At 57.7% G+C, this 16597-nt stretch carries 15 protein-coding genes; 1 reads left to right on the top strand and 14 read right to left on the bottom strand.

Annotated elements, in window-relative coordinates; all coding sequences use genetic code 11:
- Window positions 1-138: 138 nt before the first annotated feature.
- The 12 genes from ACKQTC_RS03485 to ACKQTC_RS03430 form a co-directional block, all read right to left on the bottom strand.
- The gene (locus tag ACKQTC_RS03485) at window positions 139-1071 is read right to left on the bottom strand and encodes an alpha/beta hydrolase (protein WP_408977040.1); all 933 of its coding nucleotides are present in this window, start codon (window positions 1069-1071) and stop codon (window positions 139-141) included.
- Between the two features lie 216 nt (window positions 1072-1287).
- Entirely contained in the window at window positions 1288-1983 is a 696-nt protein-coding gene (locus ACKQTC_RS03480) for a LutC/YkgG family protein (RefSeq protein ID WP_408977039.1), read from the bottom strand.
- Entirely contained in the window at window positions 1976-3418 is a 1443-nt protein-coding gene (locus ACKQTC_RS03475; RefSeq protein ID WP_408977038.1) for a LutB/LldF family L-lactate oxidation iron-sulfur protein, read from the bottom strand. Before ACKQTC_RS03475 ends, ACKQTC_RS03480 begins: the two co-directional genes overlap by 8 nt.
- 19 nt (window positions 3419-3437) lie before the next feature.
- Window positions 3438-4871: a sodium:solute symporter family protein gene (locus ACKQTC_RS03470; RefSeq protein ID WP_408977037.1), complete on the bottom strand. Its 1434-nt coding sequence runs from the start codon at window positions 4869-4871 to the stop codon at window positions 3438-3440.
- A gap of 127 nt (window positions 4872-4998) precedes the next feature.
- Window positions 4999-5325: a hypothetical protein gene (locus ACKQTC_RS03465; protein ID WP_408977036.1), complete on the bottom strand. Its 327-nt coding sequence runs from the start codon at window positions 5323-5325 to the stop codon at window positions 4999-5001.
- A complete protein-coding gene (gene ahbB, locus ACKQTC_RS03460) occupies window positions 5309-5833 on the bottom strand; it encodes a siroheme decarboxylase subunit beta (RefSeq protein ID WP_408977035.1) in 525 nt (174 codons plus the stop codon). Before ahbB ends, ACKQTC_RS03465 begins: the two co-directional genes overlap by 17 nt.
- Window positions 5833-6324, bottom strand: a complete 492-nt coding sequence (ahbA, locus tag ACKQTC_RS03455) for a siroheme decarboxylase subunit alpha (RefSeq protein WP_408977034.1) — start codon at window positions 6322-6324, stop codon at window positions 5833-5835. The genes ahbB and ahbA overlap by 1 nt, the downstream gene beginning before the upstream one ends.
- A 7-nt stretch (window positions 6325-6331) precedes the next feature.
- On the bottom strand, window positions 6332-7321 hold the full coding sequence (nirJ2, locus tag ACKQTC_RS03450; protein WP_408977033.1) for a putative heme d1 biosynthesis radical SAM protein NirJ2: 990 nt from the start codon (window positions 7319-7321) through the stop codon (window positions 6332-6334).
- Window positions 7318-8520, bottom strand: coding sequence for a radical SAM protein (locus ACKQTC_RS03445; RefSeq protein ID WP_408977032.1), 1203 nt, complete (start codon window positions 8518-8520; stop codon window positions 7318-7320). Before ACKQTC_RS03445 ends, nirJ2 begins: the two co-directional genes overlap by 4 nt.
- A gap of 26 nt (window positions 8521-8546) precedes the next feature.
- Window positions 8547-9128 (bottom strand): hypothetical protein, encoded by a 582-nt coding sequence (locus ACKQTC_RS03440; RefSeq protein ID WP_408977031.1) that lies wholly within the window; start codon window positions 9126-9128, stop codon window positions 8547-8549.
- Between the two features lie 213 nt (window positions 9129-9341).
- Window positions 9342-10649: a S1C family serine protease gene (locus ACKQTC_RS03435; RefSeq protein WP_408977030.1), complete on the bottom strand. Its 1308-nt coding sequence runs from the start codon at window positions 10647-10649 to the stop codon at window positions 9342-9344.
- Window positions 10650-10668: 19 nt separating this feature from the next.
- Complete coding sequence (locus ACKQTC_RS03430; RefSeq protein WP_408977029.1) at window positions 10669-11442, bottom strand: MBL fold metallo-hydrolase; 774 nt, start codon at window positions 11440-11442, stop codon at window positions 10669-10671.
- Window positions 11443-11620: 178 nt separating this feature from the next.
- Here ACKQTC_RS03430 and ACKQTC_RS03425 point away from each other — a divergent pair, with 178 nt between their 5' ends.
- Window positions 11621-14851: a DEAD/DEAH box helicase gene (locus ACKQTC_RS03425; protein WP_408977028.1), complete on the top strand. Its 3231-nt coding sequence runs from the start codon at window positions 11621-11623 to the stop codon at window positions 14849-14851.
- A 38-nt stretch (window positions 14852-14889) separates the two neighbouring features.
- Here ACKQTC_RS03425 and ACKQTC_RS03420 read toward each other — a convergent pair whose 3' ends face one another.
- Window positions 14890-15537: an FUSC family protein gene (locus ACKQTC_RS03420; RefSeq protein WP_408977027.1), complete on the bottom strand. Its 648-nt coding sequence runs from the start codon at window positions 15535-15537 to the stop codon at window positions 14890-14892.
- 158 nt (window positions 15538-15695) lie between these two features.
- Complete coding sequence (locus ACKQTC_RS03415) at window positions 15696-16355, bottom strand: peroxiredoxin (protein WP_408977026.1); 660 nt, start codon at window positions 16353-16355, stop codon at window positions 15696-15698.
- Window positions 16356-16597 lie beyond the last annotated feature (242 nt).

The raw sequence follows: 16597 nt of genomic DNA, 5'->3' as shown, positions 1-16597 counted from the left end.
ACCGTCCGTGAGCACTGAACGTCCCAAGCCACCGGCCCGCCGGTGGCTTTTTGCTTGGCCTGCCGGACACATAAAAAGCACACAAAAGCCCTAGCGGACTGCTTGTCCGCTAGGGCTTTTATTGTCTCGCCAGAAGGCCTATTTGAGCCGCCGAATGATTTCTTCTTGTGCCTGCCTTCCCTCTTTAAAAAAGCGCAGGAGGGGATAACAATGGCAGAGGCCCGGGCCGACGATGACCTGGCAGGGCCGCCGGTAACGGTCATAGGCAGCCTTAAAGTAAGGGGCATAGGCATAGAGGCATTCATGGGACCCATAATAGAAACAGGTCGGAGGAAAGTCTCTAAAATCGCCGCGGCAGCCGTCCAGCATAAAGGCCGGCAGGTCCTCCCCCCGCTTTAAAATCTGCCGGGCCGTTTCGAAGTAGGCGGCATCAATCAGCACATCCCGCTCCGAATACCGGGCCAAGTCAGCCAGCAGGGCCTGGTCTTCCGGCCGGCTGGGGTCGGGCAGGCCGCCCGGCGACACAGCAATGATCTCTTGGGGCATGGGCAGGGGCTGGCCTCGGTCATTGTTTAAGAGGAAGATACCCAGGGCCAGGGCAGCCCCGGAGGAAAAGCCCAGAACCCGGATTCCCCCTGCCGGATAGGTCGACAGCATCCTTTCGTAGACCGCCAGGCTGACGGTGTAGGCCCGGGCCACACTCTGGTCCAAGCAGAGGGGGTAAAGGGGCAGCCAGACATCCTTCCCGGTCCGGGCCATGAGCCGCTCGGCCAGGGAAAAGTCCAGCCGGTCCGGCCCGGTAATCATGCCGCCGCCATACAAATACAGGATGGCTTCGGCTTGAGGGGACTGGCAAGGCTGAAAGCGGATACAGGGGTAACCGGCGATATCCTCCAACAGACAGGTATAGCCCTTCCTGGCCGCCCGTCGGCGGAGCCGGTCCGGCCGGAAGGGCTTTCGCTCATTTTGCCTGGTGGCATAGGCCAGGATCTCAGCCGCCGGCTTACGGAAGACCCGCTTGACCCCTGATAGCCGCACCAAGCCGGCCAGCAGGCGATAGCTAAGGCTCATAAGTCCTCCCTTCTTAGTTGAAATGCCAGCTGGATGGCCAGTCCCCAAGGGTCTGGCGTATCCAGGCAAATGTAATATTCAAAACCTACTATAAGTATAGGCCCAGGTCATCTGTCCTGCAAGGTTTTTTCAGCATTAGCTAACTCACCTGTCGAAGGAGCTCAGCCAGCCCTTTCAGGGCACAAAAAAGGCGCCTGACGGCGCCTCAAGAAAGGACTATTTATCCATAATAATAAAGACGTGTTCTTCAACCGGTCCATGGGCCCCGGTCACCAAGTAACTTTCAATGTCCCCGGTGGAAGACGGTCCGCAAATCTGGTTCATGCCGGAGGTCAACCCCTCTTTTTGGTAGCGGGCGTCCAAGAGGTCGGCCACTTGGCTCATGGAGGGGTAGAGCCTGGATAAGGGCAGGAGGCTGATATGGACCGGAGGCAGGAGGCTAAAGCTTTTGGGAATAGCCCGGGAGGCCATCTCGATAACGGCCCCCACATCGGCCAGACCATAGGTCGGGACAGTAAAGCCCAGGTTGGCGTCTTTTAAGAGGTCCACCAGGCTGGCATGGTCATGGTCCTCAGGCCGGTAGACCAGGGGGGCCTTGCCAGCAGCCTTGAGGGCCCCTTCCAGGTCCAGGGCCCGGGTCATGTCATCATCACAGATGACAATCTTATCCATGCCCGGCCGGGTCAGGACCGGCTTTAAGGCCTCAGCCAGTTGGGCGGTCTGGACCCGGTCCCCGGTAAAGTGACGGATGGGGGCCTGGCTCAGAAAGTGGTCAACCAGGGTTTCCGGGCCCAGGTCAGCCAGCCGGTGGTAGGCGGGGCTGGTGGCCGGGTCCGGTCTGGCTGCTTTCTTATGGTTTTTTAGGGCCCCGGTTACGGCCCCTAAAAAGGCTTGACGACTGGTCTCAGTCACGAGAACCATCTCCTTTCAGCTGACGGGCCGTTACTTGATGGAAGGGCTTGGCCAAGAGAGGCAGGTTCCGACCCTTGGTCCAGTTGGATAAAACAGGCAGGACATTCCGGCCGTCCAGGTGGTCACCAGAGCCCTGGACCAGGGCCAGGCCCCGCATGAGGGGACGGCCAAAGGCCAGCATAGCCTTATAGGTCAGAGAACTGCCCAGGGCCAGGCCGGCCCCCTTGAAGATGGCGGCCTCAGGGGTAAGCTGGGCCCGGTCATGGAGGCTTTCCCGGTGCTTCAGGATGAGTTCATGCAGGGGGATTTCCACCGGACAGTTGGCGGTGCATTCGCCGCAGAGGGTGGACAGGTAGGGCAGGTGGCCGGTCTGGTCCTTGCCGGCCAAGAGCGGGGTTAGGACGATGCCCATGGGGCCTTCGTAAATGGACCCGTAGCCATGGCCGGTGATGTGCCGGTAGACCGGGCAGACATTTTGGCAGGTCCCACAGCGGATGCAGCGGAGCATATCGTGAAAGGGACTGCCCAGGATATCGGACCGGCCATTATCAATAATAATAATGTGGACCTGGTCCGGCCCATCGATTTCATCTGCCCGTCGGGGACCGTGGGTAAAGGACAGGTAGCTGGAGGTGGTCAGCCCCAGGACCGACTGGGGCAGGACCTGCATCATGGCATCCAGGTCGCTCATATTGGGGACAATCCGTTCCATGCCCATGAGGACAATCTGGGTAGAGGGTAGGCTGGTCACCATCCGGCCATTGCCTTCATTGGTCATAATGCAGGTGGACCCGGTGGAGGCAATGGCAAAGTTGCAGCCGGTCATGCCGACATCGGCCGCCAGGAATTTTTTCCGCAGCGACTCCCGGGCAAACCGGGTCATTTCCGGGATATCTGTCGTCCCGGTGTAGCCGTACTCAGTAAAAAGTTCGTGGATCCGGTAGCGGTCCTTGTGCATGGCCGGGGCCAGGATATGGGAAGGGGTATCCCAGTCGTCCAGCTCCAGGATCCATTCCCCCAGGTCGGTTTCCGTCACCTCAATGCCGGCGGCCTGGAGAGCCGGGTTAATGCCCACTTCCTCGCTCATCATGGACTTACTCTTGACCACGCTTTTGCCGCCAACGGCCTCAATAATCCCCAGGACAATATCCCGGGCCTCTTGATCGGTCTTAGCCAGGTGGACCTGGCTGCCATTGGCTGTGGCATGGTCAATAAAGGTTGCCAGGTAGTCATCTAAGTGGTCCAGGGTATGGGCCCGGATGGCTGCGGCATAGTCTTTAATGGCCTGCCAGTCCTTTTTCTTGCTTGTGTATGCTTCTCGGCCGGCATTGAAGTTATCCTGCGCCAGGGCCGTTGCCTCCCGTGTAAAGGCATTATTCATCGTTTCATCTAACCGCTCTCTGAGCGGTTGTTCCGGGTTAACCAGTATGGCCATACCCCCACCTCCAAAAAATCTACTCTACTGCTTTGTTGACATATAAGTTTTCTGTCGCTACCGGACGGCGGTCCAGCAGGGCCAGGCAAAAACCCAGTAAAGAAAATAATAACACCGAGTAAATGGCCTGGTCAAAGAGCCGCCAGGCCGGCTGCACCCATTGTACCACGACCAGGGCCACTGCACCAAATAGGAAGGTGAGCCAGCCGCTGGACCGGCGGAGGGCTCCCGGGAAAAGGTAGAGGGCCGTCAGAAGAATGGTATAGGGGGCGTACAGGGCCAGGGCCACCATGATGGTACTTAAGATCCCGGACAGGCGCAGGGCCGCCAGGGTGGCCACCAGGACCACCAGCAGGACCACCAACCGGGTGATAACCAGCCGGTGGCGGCGGTTTTTATCGGAGACCAGGTATTTAAAAATAACATCCTCCGTGCAAATGGTACTGACCCCGACCAAGAGACCCGTCGCTGTCGATATATCTGCCGCCCAAAGCCCGGCCAGGAGCAGGCCGGATAGGATAGGCGGCAGGGTCATGACCATGGTGGGCAGGGCCGCCGCTGTGTTAACCAGGTCCGGAAAGTGGGCCCGGCAGGCAATGCCGAAAATGGCACTCAAAAAGCCACAGGGAATCATAATGGCCGCCCCGAAAAAGGCCCCCCGGCGGGCATCTGCCGGCGTCCGGGCGGCGATAAAGTTTTGCATAATCCCGGTATTGGGCAGGCACTGGAGGGTCATGGTCACACACCAGGCAATAATAACAGCCGCCGGCATCCCCTTGACAAAGGAAAACCAGTGGCTCCCGTCCCCACTAATGCCGGCCGGCAGCAGGGCCTGGAGACCGGCCGCCCCACCATTAACATGGAGAAGGTAGACCACCCCCAGTACCACTCCGAGATAGATGACCAGCATATTGACCACATTGGACAGGCCCGCTGCCAGGAGGCCACCCATAACCGCCACCGCTGCAAACATCACCGCCGAGAAAATAATCCCGGTGGTTTCCGTAAAAACATTGGGTAAGATAACGCTCAAGATGGCCCCGCCGGCAATAATCTGCAGGGCGATGATTACCGTATTGATGACCACCTGGACCCCAGCCGCCAGGAGCTCAAAGGAAGGGCCAAAGACCGACCCGAGCATCTGGCTGACGGTCTTCTGGTTGGTCATCCGGACCCGGGCCGCTAGAAAGAAGCCGACCAGGATGGGACCCAAGGCCCAGGCCACATTATACCAGCCGGCCGAAAGCCCGCTCTCATAGGCATTTTCCGCCACCCCAATCGTCGAAGCCCCGCCGATGGCCAGGCCGGCAATCATAACCCCAACCAGGGGCCAGGGCAGCTGCTTATCCGCCAATAGAAAGGCTTCTGAGCTCTTGCCCCGTTGGAATAAGGCTGCCAGCCAGGAGACCCCCAGGAGGACAGCCATATATACCACTACAATGCCCAAAGTCATTGTCCACGCCTCCATTTCATTATTTTTTAACGATTATTGTACAGGCTGGCAGGGAATTATGAAAATAAAAAAAACTAATACGTTTGCAAATAAAAAAAGAGACACCTGTTTGGACAACAAGTGTCTCTTATAGGAGACCGAAGGCCTTGAGATAAATGCCGGCATAGCCCACCAGGGCCATGATAAAGGCCAGCTGGTAGCCGACCCGAACCAAGACTCCCTCTAACTGGCCGGATAATTCCAAAAGGGCCAGGGCAATCATATTAAAGACGCCCAGGGCCAGGCAGATGACCCCCGGGGCAAAAGCCTTGGGTGTCAGGGCCACTAAAAAGCCGGCCAGAGCCCCAATGCCCAAGGGCAGGAGGAGGGCGCCCAGGATGGCCAGGTCACGGCCAAGCCGGCCAAAGAAGAGCCCTTCATCCCCCCTGTCCGGTCCCTCAGTCCTCATCTTCAATCACATCTTCAGGGTCTTCGATAAAGTACTTCATCCCAATTTTCTTCAGTTCCCGCATGGACCGAAGGGCATCAAAGGAGACATCGTGGGGGGTATCCTTACCGATAATCCCCAGGAGTTCCTGGATGATTTGGTCATATTCTTCATCAGTCCGGGCGTGGACCATGGTGTAAAGGTTATAGGGGAAGCGGGGGTCCCGGTTCCGCCGATAGCAATGGGTCACCGCCGGATGGGCCGCCACCTCCTTGCCAATGGCATCGACCTGGTCATCCGGCACATCCCAAACCACCATCACATTGATGGTAAAGCCCACGTTTTTATGGCGGAGGGCGATGGAAATCCGCTTGAGACAGCCCTTGTCCATTAAGGATTGGATGCCGGCCATGAGCTCTTCTTCGCTGATCTGCATTTCCTCAGCCAGGGCAGCGTAGGGTTCGGGTACCAGGGGCAGGTCATTCTGCAGGGCCCGGACGATGGCCCGTTCCCGTTCTGTTACAGGGCTGGACATTAGACCTCCTCCTTTCCCTTGTCATCGGCCTTGGTCACATCAAAGGTCACATCTATTTTATAGCGTTTGCTCATTTCAAAGCGGAGCATGTCTGCCACATAGGGGCTTGCTTCAATGGTATCCAGAATATGGTCCAAGGTGGGCTGGTTGATGGCTATGAGGGTAAACCAGATGCAAAAGTCATGGCTCCGCTCATAGTTGTGGGTCACGCCCGGGTAGCGGTTGATCACCTGGACCGCTTCATCAAAGTGGCCTTCCGCCGGGCGGACCGCGATCAACATGGACCGGTAGCCCAGGGCATGGGAATTAAAGAAGCCACTCATGCGGCGGATAATATTGTCGGTTTTTAAGCGGGCAATCCGGTGAATAACTTCTTTCTCACTGGTATTGCCGATTTCTTCAGCCATGTCGGCATAGGGCCGGTGGGTCAGGGGGATTCCCCGCTGTAAGATCATTAAAATGGCCCGGTCTAAATCATCCATCTGAACCATGCTTGTATCACTCCTGATTTAAAATACACAGGGGGTCGGCACTCATAAAGTCCCCTTTGTGGTAGTAGGCCGCCCGGGCCCGACAGCCGCCGCAGCTGGCGCCGTATTTACACTGGCCGCACTGGCCGCTGTAGATTTCGGTCCGGAGGGTTTTGAAAACCGAGCTCTCGGCCCAGATTTCATCAAAGGGTTTCTCTTTGACATTGCCGATGGCCATTTTCATATAGGCGCAGGGCTGGACATCCCCCTTGGGGCTGACAATGCAGTAGGTGATCCCGGCTAGGCAGCCCTTGCGAAACCGCTGGTCATGGCCGACCTTATCGGCCACCCGGATAAACTGGGGGGCACAGGTGGGCTTGACTTCAATGGGGACTTCCTTGGCCTTGGACATGATCCGGGTCAGGACCCCTTCATAGGCTTCCCGGTCCAGGGCCATGTCGACAATGTCTTCACCCCGGCCGGTCGGGACCAGGAAGAAAATATGGTGGGCCCGGGCGCCGATATCGACGGCAAAGTCCATGATGTCTGTCACTTCGCCCTCATTCCAATCCATGACGGTGGTATGAATTTGGAAGGGGAGGCCGGCTTTTTTGCAGTTTTCCATGCCCCGGATGGCCGCGGCATGGGCCCCTTCTTTGGCCCGGAGCTTGTCGTGCTTGGCGGCATCCAGGCTATCCAGGGAAATGCCGGCTGCCATGAGGCCCGCTTCCTTTAACCGGCGGGCAGCTTCTTCATCAATCAGGGTCCCGTTAGACCCCAGAACAGGCCGCAGGCCTTGTTCTTTGGCATAGGCAATGAGTTCATAAATATCCGGACGGGCCATAGGCTCCCCGCCGGAGAAAATCATAATATGAAAACCGGCCCGGGCCACGCCGTCAATTAAGGCCTTGCCCTGGTCAGTGGAAAGTTCCCCGGTATCCTTTTGGCCCGACTCCCGGTAGCAGTGGGCGCAAAAGAGGTTACAGTCATTGGTGGTGTTCCAACTCATGATCTTCATTCGGCATCACCTTCCATAAGGGGGTTGGGCATGGCCCGTTCTTCATCGGTCAGGTAGCAGGCCGGGTCAAAGCCCCAGAAGTCGCCGGTCACCGCTTCACCCCGGGCCCGGAAGTTGCCGTTACAAATAGGCAGCCAGTTACAGGCCTGGCATTTTTCATCCAGGAGGGGTTTCCGGTCCTTGAGGCCGGCTAAGATCGGGTTGGACATGTCGGTCCAGATTTCCTTGAAGGGCCGGTCTTTAACGCTGCCCAAGTCATGGTGCTGGGTAAACTGGTCTGGGTGGACATGGCCCAGGTGGTCCACTTCGCCGAAGGCAATCCCGCTCCGGTTGCCCCCGTTCATCGAGAGGAGCTGCCAAATTTTGGCGGCCCGGGCCGGGTCCTTGTCCTTGTATTTCAAGTACATGTAGGGACCATCGGCATGGTTGTCCACCAGGAGGACTTCCTTTTTCAGGCCCCGCTCATCCCATTCCACAACCCGGTCGCAGATTTTATCGACAATGGCCCGGGTTTCTTCATGGGTTAGGTCATCGGTGACCAGGGTTTCCCCCCGGCCGGAATAAACCAGGTGGTAGAAGCAAATCCGGTCAATGTCTTCATTTTCCAGCATATCCAGGACGGCGTCGACGTCATCCATGGTGGACCGGCTGATGGTAAAGCGGAGGCCGACCCGCTGGTTAACAGCCCGGCAGTTGCGGATACCGGCCATGGCTGCATCAAAGGCCCCTTCCACACCCCGGAAGGTGTCGTTGGTTTCCCGTAGGCCGTCAATGGAAATCCCTACATAACCGATGCCGTGGTCCTTAATCTTTTGGGCCACTTCCGGGGTAATGAGGGTCCCATTGGTCGACAGGGTGGCCCGGATGCCTTTTTCCCGGGCATAGGCGGCCAGGTCAAAGAAGTCCTTGCGGACCAGGGGCTCGCCACCGGAAAAGAGGATAACCGGCACCTTAAAGTCAGCCAGGTCATCGATAAAGGCCTTGGCTTCTTCAGTGGTCAGTTCCCCTTCATACTGCTTGGCCTCTGCATGGGCATAGCAGTGCTTGCATTTTAAGTTACAGGTCCGGGTATAGTTCCAGGCCACGACCGGGCCCCGGCCTTCAGATACCCCGTGCATTTGGTTCCGACTTTTCTCTGTATATCTCAGGCTATCCCCAAAGTAGGCATCGCCGGTTAATAATTTTGTTAAGCTTAACAAGCCTCTTCCTCCTTATACATCTTCCTCTAGTGGCTGGGCCCGGTGTAAGACAGCAAGCGCTCCATGCTGGCTGCCAGGGCATCCCTTTTGTCAGTAATGGCCGCTCTGGCCTGGGCTGCTGCCTGGGCGTCTTCCCCCACTAAGTCCGCTAAAACATCGTTGGCATCAGCAATAGCAATCTTCATCTCGCTCCACTTGTCCGGGTCATAGTCCTCTTCCTTTAACCGGCCGGTGGCATCAATCAGCTGCTGGAGGTGGGTCAGGGTAGCGATAAAGGCCTGCTGGGCAGCCATATCTTCCAGGACCTCGCTTAGGCTGGAGGGTCCATTGGCCTCGGTGACCAGGATGGGCACCTGGAGACGGAGGCCGGTGGCCAGGATTAGGTCTAGGATCCGCCGGACCTCTTCTTCACTGTAGTCCTTGCTAAAAATAATAGCCGACTGGTCGGCCGTCTGGCCGCTGGGGCTATTCTCCCCTTCGATTAAGGCATTGAGCGAGTGGCCGGCTGCCTCATCGTCCAAGAGCCGGTAGGCCAGCTTGACCCGGTCAAAGAAGGCCAGGGCCAGGTCCAGGTCTTTGCCGGCCGGCGCTTTATATAAAAGTATCATATTATATACCCTCCATGGTCATTAATTATACCATTTTTCTTGATGGATTGTTGATCCCTCAGATGGCCTGAGGGGTATTCTTTTTATGCTGTCCTTCTCATTATATACTATTTTTACACCTCCGTCATACCCTAGCCTATGAAGGCTACCTATAGGTTCAATTACTCCTGCTAAAAAACCCCGCACACATGTGCGGGGTCCTTCTTTATACCTTTAAGCCGGTACGCCGGTTTGCTCACCTAGGGTAATTTTTGCCTGACCCTGCTTGTTCCGTCGCATGACGTCCAGGGTCAGGGTATCGCCAGCCTTATGATTTTTTAAGATAGCTTGTAGGTCCTCGTAGCCCTTGAGGGTCTTCCCGTCTACCCCGGTGATGATATCCCCGGGCAGGATCCCGGCCTGGTCAGCAGGGCTCCCTTCAACGGTCTGGACGACCAGGAGGCCACTTTCCTGGTCAATATTGAGCTGGGCGGCCATTTCTGCGGTCAGGCTATAGCCGGAAATCCCCACGAAGGGTTGGGCGGAAGGGGATTCGCCCTTTTCGATTTTATCGACAATCCGCATGACATTATTGACCGGGATGGCGAAGCCCAGGCCCTCGACCCCCTCTGCCTGGACCTTGACGCTGTTGATCCCAATGAGCTTGCCCTGGCCATCGACGAGGGCGCCACCGGAGTTGCCCTGGTTAATAGCGCAGTTGGTCTGGAGGAGGTTATAGGTTTGGTTGCCCATCTGAATTTCCCGGTTGATCCCGCTGATGATCCCATCGGTAACGGTTTGGGAGAAGGTCTGGCCCAGGGGGTTGCCGACGGCGACGGCCAGTTGGCCAACCCGCAGGGCATCGGAATCGCCGATATTGACGGTCGGATAACCGCTGCCTTCAATATCTAAAACGGCCAGGTCACTTTCCTGGTCATAGCCGATGACCTTGGCATTTTTCGTGCTCCCATCGGCCAGGGTCACGGTCAGCCGGGTGGACCCGCTGATGACGTGGTAGTTGGTGACCATGGTCCCGTCTTCCCGGATGATGACCCCACTGCCGGAGGCCTGGTTCATTTCCCCGGTTTGGCCAAAGATGGTGGTCTGCTTGCCAAAGTTATTGACCCCTACCACAGCCGGGACCACCTTTTCAGCGATATCGGCCACGCTGAAGGTTCCTGTGCTGCTGACGGTCTTGGTGGCCGTTGCCTTGGGCCCGGCTAGGATGGTGCCGCCGGTCTGGGCCTGGTGGTTAAAGAGGGCATTGCCGGCCCAGCCCCCTACCCCACCGGCAATCAGGGCGATGAGGACGGTGGCAATAAAGCGGGTCATGCCGGTATTTTTTTTCGGCTTTTCCGTCCGGGGCCTCTGCCGCTGGTCATTGACCCGGACATGGGTCCGGGGAAGGACCCGGTCAGTTACTGGGTCCTGGTCCGCGTCAGTAGGCCGGCCGGTCACATCTATGGTCGGCTGGTCCGGTCCTTCCTGGCCGTCAGAGGGCCGGTTGGCCGGGTTAAAGGGGTTATTCTTATCCTCAAACATCAAATGCCTCCTTAATGGTTCATATGTGGACATCCACCGGGTCATGGCCGGCCACCAGAATCGGCAGGCGGTCAGCACGGGCCGCGAGGGCGTCTACAACAGTCTTCCTTGCGAGTTCAGGTCGGTTGTTCTTCTCACTTAAATGGGCTAAGACCACCAACCGGGTACGGTCATCCAGGTGGTCTGCCAGGAGGCGGGCCGCTGTCGCGTTGGACAGGTGGCCATAGGGGCTCAAGATCCGCTCTTTCAAATAAAAGGGATAGGGACCGGTCTTGAGCAGGTCGACATCATGGTTGGCCTCCAGGACCACCATGTCGCTGGCCGCCAGGTAGCGAGCCATGTCGCTGCTGGTCCGGCCGGTATCGGTGACCTGGGTTAGCCGGACGCCCTCGGCTGCAAAGCTGAAGCCAATGGGCTGGGCGGCATCATGGGACAGGCCCAGGGGCGTGACTGACAGGTCCTCAATAGTCTGCGCTCCCTCCGGCAAAATATGGACCAGGCCCCGGTCAAAGGTCCCCAGACCCTGGCCGGCCAAGAGGGCGGCCCAGGTGCCTTCCGTGGCGTAACAGGGGACGGGGTAGCGTCTGAGCAGGGGGCCCAGGCCGGCGATGTGGTCCCGGTGTTCATGGCTAAGAAAGATCCCCCGGACCCGGTCTAGGGACTCGCCCCAGCCGGCTAAGAGTTGCCCCATCCGCCGCATGGATATGCCACAGTCAATGAGCCAGGCACCGGCGGCTGTTGCCAAATAAGCGGCGTTGCCCTTGCTGGACGACGCCAAGGATATGTAGTGCATGTCTTGCCTCCTGTATATAGTATACCCGTCCCCGACGGGCCTTTCGTGTGTGAAAAGTTACGGTTCCATCTAGGCTTTGTTAAGAAGATGTCGGCTATATAAAAGTTTGCCCCCGCTGACATTTTTTCCACAAACGTGGTATAATCATCTGATAAAGATGTGGAAGAAAGGAGTCGAAATGAGTTTAAGGGACCTGATTACCGAATACGTCATCAATACCGATGAAATGTCTGCCGGGATTGCCGCCCACTTGACCGGTGGGGTCCAGGACCTCCACTGGGAGGACCGGTTTGACCCGGATACCCTCGAAAGGGCCATCATTGCCGACGGCACCGTCAACGGTGAACGCCCCCGCTTGGCCATTATTGAAGGGGCCGCCCCGGAAACCTACTGTACCTGTGAAATCTATCGGACTGCGGAAGCGACCGGTTTCTGCCGGCACCAGGTGGCCCTCCTCAGGGCCACCTTTGACGCCCTCAACATGGCCCAGGTAACTGTTGATGAAGAAAAGCGGCAGCTAGATGCCGACCAGCTTTTGGCGGCCTACGAGGCCGACCTATCCCTATCCAGAGAAAGCCCCCTCCAACTATTACCTACCCTTGACTTTGATCCGTATACCGCCCGCTTTGCCCTCACCTTTCGCATAGCCAGAGATGAAAGCCATTATATCATAAAAAACCTGACTGATTTTGTAGACCGTTTGGCCAAGAAAGAAGTCTTCCGGTATGGGAAGTACCTGGAAGTGGTCCATGACAGGCGCTACTTCTCAGAAGGGGCCCAGTTTTATATCGACCTCTTAATGACCAGCCTGGCCCTCTACCGGGAAGCCGGCGGGACCCCGCCGGTCAAACGCTATTTGTATCTAACCCCGGAACAGTTTGACCGATTCTTTGACTTTATCGCCCAAAGTGAGGACCCCAGGGTTGACGTCCAGGCCAACGGCAAGGCCAGCAGCACCCGAACCCTGACCTATGCCGACCCCAAGGACACCCTCTCCCTCCGCCAGCGGCTGGATGGCCGCTACCAGCTGAGCCTGGATGCCAGCTACACCCCCTTAAAGCCCGGTGGCCGCTACCGCTACCTCATGACCAAGGAAAGCATCGTCCGGCCGTCAGCGGTTTACAACCGCTATGTCATGCCCCTTTATGACTTTCTGGATGGCCACGAGGCCAAGACCCTCATCCTCACCGAGGAAGAGGCCGCCGCCTTTTGTGCCAATGCCCTGACCCCCCTGGCCGGCCTCCTCCAGGTGGAGCTTTCCCAGGCCCTCCGCCAGCGCTTTGCCCAAAAGCCCCTGCACGCCCATATTCTTATTTCCTACCCGGCTGAGGACTGCCTGTCCGGCCTCCTGACCTTCCGCTACGGGAACATCAGCTTTAACCCCCTGGCGGCCCAGGGCGAAAATGAGGCCTTACGGGACTTGGTTGCCGAAGAAGAGCTCTTTGCCCTCCTCCGGGCCTACCGGTTTTCGGTCAACGAAGATGAGCTCCTCCTGGTCGGCGAGGAGGCCCTTTACACCTTCCTTCTGGAGGGCCTGCCCCAACTCATGGCCCTGGCCACCGTTGATATCGAAGAAAGGCTCCGCCGAATCCGGCCGAAGAACCCGGTCATCCCCCAGATGAGTTCCAGCATCAACCATGGGACCATTGAGCTTTCCTTTGACGATAGCGAGGTAGATATTCCGGCCCTGGCCGACCTCTTAAAGGCCTACCGGCACGGTCGCCGCTACATCCGTTTGAAAAACGGCCAATTCATCAACCTGGTCAACCCGGCTGTGGCCGAGCTGGACCAGCTCCTGAATGACCTGGACCTGGACCCGGAAGACTTAACGGAGCCGGACCCCATCGAACTGCCCACTTACCGGGCCGTCCGCCTCCAGGCCCTGGTCGATGAAAGCCCCCTGAACCTCCACCTGTCCGATGACCTCCGGACCCTGGCCGACCGGCTCATGCACCTGACAGAAGAGCCCATCGCCCCGCCGGAAAGCCTCCAGGCCGTCCTCCGGCCCTACCAGGTCCAGGGCTACCGCTGGCTGGTGGGCCTGTCCCGGCTGGGCATGGGCGGGATTTTAGCTGATGACATGGGCCTGGGCAAGACCATCCAGGCCATTGCCTACCTCCTTTACCGGAAGAGCCAGGACCCGGAAGCCACGGCCCTGATTGTGGTACCCACCTCCCTGATTTACAACTGGGAAGATGAACTGGCCCGGTTTGCCCCCAGCCTCCCCTACCGGATCATCACCGGTAACGCCGATGAACGGCGGGAGGCCATCCAGGCGGCGCCGGTCGGGTCGGTCCTGGTCACCAGCTATGCCACCTTAAGGCGAGACCACCCCCTCTACAGCCACTTCACCTTTGACACCATCTTTGCCGATGAGGCCCAGTTTATTAAAAATAGCTACACCCAGAACGCCAAGAGCCTCAAAAGCCTGCCGGCCCGCCACCGCTTTGCCCTGACCGGCACGCCCATGGAAAATGCCCTGGCCGACCTGTGGAGTATTATGGACTTCTGCATGCCCGGCTACCTCTTGAGCTGGCGGCAGTTCCGCCATGTCTATGACATCCCCATCAGCCGCTACGAAGATGAAAGCCGGCTCTACCGGCTCCGCCTTCTCATGGCCCCCTTCCTCTTACGGCGGGTCAAGAGCGATGTCCTCACCGAGCTCCCGGAAAAAATCGAAACCACCCTCTACACCGAGCTCAGCCACGAGGAAAGGCGGATTTACGACAGCCAGCTGGCCCTGTCCAAGGAAACAGTCATCCAGGCCCTGGCCAATGAGGGCCTGCCCCAGAACCGGATTAAAATCCTGGCCCTCCTCATGCGGCTCCGCCAGGTCTGCTGCTCGCCCAGGCTCTTCCTGCCCAGCTTTGACCAGCCTTCCTCCAAGCTCAAATTAGCGGTGGAGACCATCATGGAGCGCCAGCAAAACGGCCACCGGATGATCCTCTTTAGTCAGTTCACCTCTATGATTGACCTCATCAGCGAGGCCCTGGACCGCCATGGCATTGACCACCTGATCCTCACCGGCCAAACCAAGGCCGATGAACGAATGGACCTCATCCGCCGCTTCCAGGGTGGAACCGTCCCGGTCTTTCTGATTAGCCTGAAGGCCGGGGGCACCGGCCTCAACCTGACCGCCGCCGATACGGTCATCCACTTTGACCCCTGGTGGAACCAAAGCGTGGAAGACCAAGCCACAGACCGGACCCACCGGATTGGCCAGAAGCGGACCGTCCATGTCATCCGGCTCATCTGCAAGCACACCATTGAAGAAAAAATCATGGCCTTAAAGGAGAAGAAGTCCAGCCTCTCTGACCAAATTGTCGGCGAAAGCAAGGGCCTCCTCTCCAGCCTGACCCCTGAGGACCTGCGTGACCTCTTTGACCTGGGGCCCCGCCAATCATCATAAAAAGAAGAACCGTCTGCCAGTAGGCAAACGGTTCTTCTTTATTGGCCTTTATCCGGCTTATCCCGCTCTTGACCGGCCTCGGCCCGCCGCAGGTCATCGGCCATGGTTTCATCCATGGTTTCTGTGACCCGGGCCTCAATCTGGGCCTCCAGCTTGGTTTCCAGGTCAGCGGCCTCTTGGGCACTGAGCCGGTACTTGGGCAGGAGCTCATTGATGAGCAGGGCCACAAAGACCCCCAGAAGGGTGTCCAGGATTCGCATGAGAGAGTACTGGACAATCGGGGCCTGGCCCACCGGCATCAGCAAAATAGAGCAGAAGGTGACACAGGTAATCACCGTTGCCGGCGACCGGTTGATCAGGGCAATGAGCTTAATTAAGACCATGACCCCCAGGGCGACCAGGACATCGTAAACAAGGTCCCCCTGGTCAAGGCCCAGGGCTGTGACCCCGGCCAGGATCCCCATACCCACAAAACCGCCTATAATGGTCCCCAGGACCCGGTTGAGCCCAACCTTCAGGCTATCTTCAAAGGTCGGTTTCATGCAGATGAGGGCCGCAATCACAGCAAAGAAGGGGTAGCCCCCCAGGCCCCGGCTGAAGAGCAGACAAATCAGTGCTGCCAGACCCGTTTTATAAATCCGCATCCCCATATGAAAGGGACCGGATGGTGATTGATGATCAGACATAACCTGCCTCCCTCTTCGTCAAGCATGCCAATAGCCGGGGCCTGCCCCGGCGCTTTAGCTCATTATACCCTATTATGACTTTATTCATGCATGGCCCCAGCCGGGCCGGTCAATCGATAAAAAAAGAGCCCCCGCAGGGGCTGTGAAATCATCCAGCTTTAGGCCTCCTGGTCACCGGTGAAGTTCAGAAACCAGGCCAGACTTTTGTGGTCTTCCTTTTCCGGCTTGTCTGCCAGCATGCACTGGTCCGGGGGCGCCATGATGACGTCATCCCCCACCTGCCAGTCGGCCGGCGTCCTGATCCCCTGGCGGTCCACCCGCTGGAGGGCGTTGACCAGCCGAAGGAGCTCGGTCATGTTGCGGCCGGTGCTTTCCGGATAATACTGGATGGCCCGGATGACCCCAGCCGGGTCAATGACAAAGGTAGCCCGGACGGTCACGTCAGGATTGCTGGTATGGATCATGCCGTAGGCCTCAGCGACCTCCCGCCGGATATCCGCAATAATCGGAAAGGGTATGGCCTGCCCCTCTTCGCCATTAAGCCAGCGCATCTGCTCCATGGTCCGCAGCCAGGCCATATGGGAAGACAGGGAGTCCACCGACAGGCCGATCAGCTCACAATCCAGGGCTTCGAACTGGTCATAAATCCGGGCCAGGGCCATTAATTCTGTACTGCAAACCGGGGTAAAATCACCGGGATGAGAAAATAAAATCACCCACTGACCGGTATAGTCTGACGGAAAGGAAATGGTCCCCTGGGTCGTCTCCGCAGAAAAGACCGGTGCCGGATCACCGATCATGGGAATATGAGTTGGCATAGTCATCCTCCTTATAAGCTTCTCTAGCTGTATTGTAAAAAATCCCCGGCCGACTGTCAAACCGACGGGCCTTTTCGCTGAAAACAGGTATTTTATTGAAAAATCAGCCAAATTCACGTATTTGTGCAAAAAAAGACTTTCTTAATCTTTACAACTAATGTACTATTTAGATAATAGGAACGATAAAGGCACTGGTCAGGTAGACCTAAGGACGGACCACCTGTCCCATGCCCATAGAAAGG

Source organism: Peptococcus simiae (assembly GCF_046097595.1).
GTDB lineage: Bacteria > Bacillota > Peptococcia > Peptococcales > Peptococcaceae > Peptococcus > Peptococcus simiae.
This window is presented reverse-complemented; position numbering and strand designations above follow the sequence as displayed.

Excerpts from the sequence above, each read along its gene's own strand:
- ACKQTC_RS03485 (WP_408977040.1), bottom strand. The coding sequence starts at position 1,071 with ATGAGCCTTAGCTATCGCCTGCTGGCCGGCTTGGTGCGGCTATCAGGG.
- ACKQTC_RS03420 (WP_408977027.1), bottom strand. The coding sequence starts at position 15,537 with ATGTCTGATCATCAATCACCATCCGGTCCCTTTCATATGGGGATGCGG.
- ACKQTC_RS03440 (WP_408977031.1), bottom strand. The coding sequence starts at position 9,128 with ATGATACTTTTATATAAAGCGCCGGCCGGCAAAGACCTGGACCTGGCC.
- ACKQTC_RS03425 (WP_408977028.1), top strand. The coding sequence starts at position 11,621 with ATGAGTTTAAGGGACCTGATTACCGAATACGTCATCAATACCGATGAA.
- ACKQTC_RS03430 (WP_408977029.1), bottom strand. The coding sequence starts at position 11,442 with ATGCACTACATATCCTTGGCGTCGTCCAGCAAGGGCAACGCCGCTTAT.
- ACKQTC_RS03470 (WP_408977037.1), bottom strand. The coding sequence starts at position 4,871 with ATGACTTTGGGCATTGTAGTGGTATATATGGCTGTCCTCCTGGGGGTC.
- ACKQTC_RS03415 (WP_408977026.1), bottom strand. The coding sequence starts at position 16,355 with ATGCCAACTCATATTCCCATGATCGGTGATCCGGCACCGGTCTTTTCT.
- ahbB (WP_408977035.1), bottom strand. The coding sequence starts at position 5,833 with ATGTCCAGCCCTGTAACAGAACGGGAACGGGCCATCGTCCGGGCCCTG.
- ACKQTC_RS03475 (WP_408977038.1), bottom strand. The coding sequence starts at position 3,418 with ATGGCCATACTGGTTAACCCGGAACAACCGCTCAGAGAGCGGTTAGAT.
- ahbA (WP_408977034.1), bottom strand. The coding sequence starts at position 6,324 with ATGGTTCAGATGGATGATTTAGACCGGGCCATTTTAATGATCTTACAG.
- nirJ2 (WP_408977033.1), bottom strand. The coding sequence starts at position 7,321 with ATGAAGATCATGAGTTGGAACACCACCAATGACTGTAACCTCTTTTGC.
- ACKQTC_RS03435 (WP_408977030.1), bottom strand. The coding sequence starts at position 10,649 with ATGTTTGAGGATAAGAATAACCCCTTTAACCCGGCCAACCGGCCCTCT.